Raw genomic sequence first — 2563 nt, 5'->3', positions numbered from 1 at the left:
AGTGCGGATTGCAGGTCTGAACTCCAGCCATCGCTGCAGAGCGCGCACCACGAACGACGGGGTATGAGGCGGAAGAAAGATCGAAGTGGAAATTGAAATTTCCACGAATCGCAAAACGTTCGTGTTGTCGTGGACGTAGGCGCGGGCTCGGTGGTGGCCGGCCCGCGCCTATGGGCTGCTAATTCTTGATCGCATATAGCGGCGTTCGCAGCGTCAGCTGGTAGGACGGCTTCGGCGCCCATGCGATCTGCGCGGTGATGCCGAACAGCCGATTGTCGTCATCGTCCATGCGGTCGAGATCGAGGCGGACGATCGGCTGCGTGAAGGCGGGAAACGGCGTCAGGCTAAGAAGCTGCGCGCCGCCGAAATGTTGCACGCCGACGCGTCCAGTGAGCTTCCAGTTGCTGTCCCACTGATAGTAGCCGCCGACATAGCCCATGATATCGGGGCTGACGCGGGCAAACGGGGTATCGACCAGCACTCTGGTGTACTGCGCGCCAGCGAGCAGACCGCGCATCTCTTCCGCGTCCAGCGCGTAGCCTGCCTCGATGATGGTGTTGTAGGTCGTCGTGGCCAGCGGCGCGTCTGAAGTCGAGCGCGTCGCGTTGGATTGGACGGTGATGGTCGGAAACATTCCACCGTTCTGCTGATGGATGTCGGCCTGAAATCCGACGGTAAAGGCGTAGATCGAGAACGTCGTCCAGGGATCGGTACCGCCCTGCGACGCGGCGCCGCTGACGCCACCGTAGACCGACAGCCGATCGTTGACATCGACAGTCAGTGGCAGGTCGACCGAGAGATTTTGGCTCGACGGCGAGGTGGCGGTTCGGAGCGAGGAAAGGTTCGCCAGCCGCGACAACAAGGGCGGCGCGCTGAATCCGATCGAAAGCGTGCCGGCGGGCAGCGTCGAGTAGGTGGTTCTCATATCGAGGTAAAAGTTCGGCAGGGCCGGCTTGGTCGAGGCCCCATCCTCATCGTCGTCGGCGTTATCCTTGCCAATCGCAAGACCGCACAGGCACAACGAGGTCAGCACGCCGATCACTGCGCTTCTGACGGGTTGCACCGGTCTGAATGACAGACGGCGAGGTGTAGGGGGGTAGATGGGATTGGTGATCAATCGACGATGCCCTTGACCGGCAGAGATGACCATTTGGCTGCGGAGATTACAAGAAGCCATCGTCGCGCGGGTATCGATCCCGTGGATGGTGTGGCGCGTTTGCCGCCGCCTGGGCAAAGTTGACCTAGGTCAAGGGATTCCGGCGGCGACGGCTTAGGAATAGGACAGCAGCCTGGAAATAGAGAATGCGCAAAAGTACGAAATATCTCGCGGCGGTCGCCGCAATCGCCGTAGGGTCGGTATTACCGCTTATGGTTGCCGCCCAGACGGCGCAGAAATCCCCGGCGCGGCTTGCCGATATCATGAGCGCGGTCCAGTTCAGGCATTCGAAGCTGTGGACCGCGGGGCGGCAGAAGAATTGGGAGCTCGCGGGTTACGAACTGGAATTGGTGAAATCCAGCCTCACCGATGCTATCGCGCTCTATACCGACATACCCGTAGAGAATATTACGATGATCGATCCGCCGATCAAATCGATCGAGAGCGCGATCGCCGCGCGAAATGCAGCAGCATTTGGCAAAGCTTTCGGCGAACTGACCACCGGCTGCAATTCCTGCCATCAATCGACTGGCCGCAGCTTCATCGTCATGACCGTCCCCACGGCGTCGCCATTCGGCAATCAATCGTTTGCACCACGCCAGGGAGAGGGAAGGGATCCTGCGCGAAGGTGATGTGCTGCGCTGGACCGGAACCTGCCCCGCCTCGACGGTGGTGCTTCGTTCGACGGGCCGGCGCCTTCGACCACCTCGCGCTTGATCTCAAGGCCGAACGGCCACCTCGATCGCCACCGACAGCGCGAGTTTCGTTTCCTTCACGATGTCCTCGACCAGCTCCTCCCGGCTGACATGGGCGACCTGGCCGGTGAGCAATCCCTGCTCGGCGAGCATGACGACGCCGTGCAGCGAAGCCCAGACCTTCAGGGCGCTCCGCTCGCGCAGCAACCCGATGGCGGGGGCTTCCAGCGCTTCCACCAGGAGTTCGAAGGTCTCCATTGCTGCGCTGTGCAACTCGCTGCCTTTCGGCGCGCATGCCATGGTTCGCGACGCAAACATCAGGCGATAGATGCCGTTGCGGCGCAGTCCGAAATCCAGCGTGAGCTGCGCGAAGCGCGACAGCTTCGATTGTTTCGACGGCTTTTCGATCGCCGTGCGCATCATCGCGCTGAACTGGCGGAACGCTTCGGCCGTGACGGCTGCAAGCAGCGTTTCGCGATCGGCAAAATGCTTGTAGGGCGCCGGCTGCGAGACGCCGAGTTTCTTGGCAAGCGCGCTGATGCTGATCGCTTCCGGGCCGCCGAGCTCGGCTTCATGCAACGCGGCCTGAACCAGGGCATCGCGGAGATCCCCGTGGTGATAGGTGTTGAGCGCTTTGCGTGCGGGTCGAGGCAGCATTTCAATGCATGCTCTATAACTTTTGACTTGACAGTACAACGGCAGCGCGAATGTA

General features: G+C 61.3%; 3 protein-coding genes. 1 reads left to right on the top strand and 2 read right to left on the bottom strand.

All coding sequences use genetic code 11. The features are described from left to right. Positions 1-178: 178 nt before the first annotated feature. Positions 179-1042, bottom strand: a complete 864-nt coding sequence (locus VIZ63_RS02575; protein WP_331607928.1) for a hypothetical protein — start codon at positions 1040-1042, stop codon at positions 179-181. Positions 1043-1302: 260 nt separating this feature from the next. Between VIZ63_RS02575 and VIZ63_RS02570 the strand changes: the two genes are divergently transcribed. Then, the gene (locus tag VIZ63_RS02570; protein WP_331607927.1) at positions 1303-1788 is read left to right on the top strand and encodes a hypothetical protein; all 486 of its coding nucleotides are present in this window, start codon (positions 1303-1305) and stop codon (positions 1786-1788) included. Between the two features lie 87 nt (positions 1789-1875). Here VIZ63_RS02570 and VIZ63_RS02565 read toward each other — a convergent pair whose 3' ends face one another. Further along, on the bottom strand, positions 1876-2508 hold the full coding sequence (locus tag VIZ63_RS02565; protein WP_331607926.1) for a TetR/AcrR family transcriptional regulator: 633 nt from the start codon (positions 2506-2508) through the stop codon (positions 1876-1878). Positions 2509-2563: the final 55 nt, after the last annotated feature.

This window comes from Povalibacter sp., assembly GCF_036520495.1.
GTDB lineage: Bacteria > Pseudomonadota > Gammaproteobacteria > Steroidobacterales > Steroidobacteraceae > Steroidobacter.
Note: the sequence above shows the minus strand (reverse complement) of the source record. Positions and strands in the feature narration are given on the sequence as shown.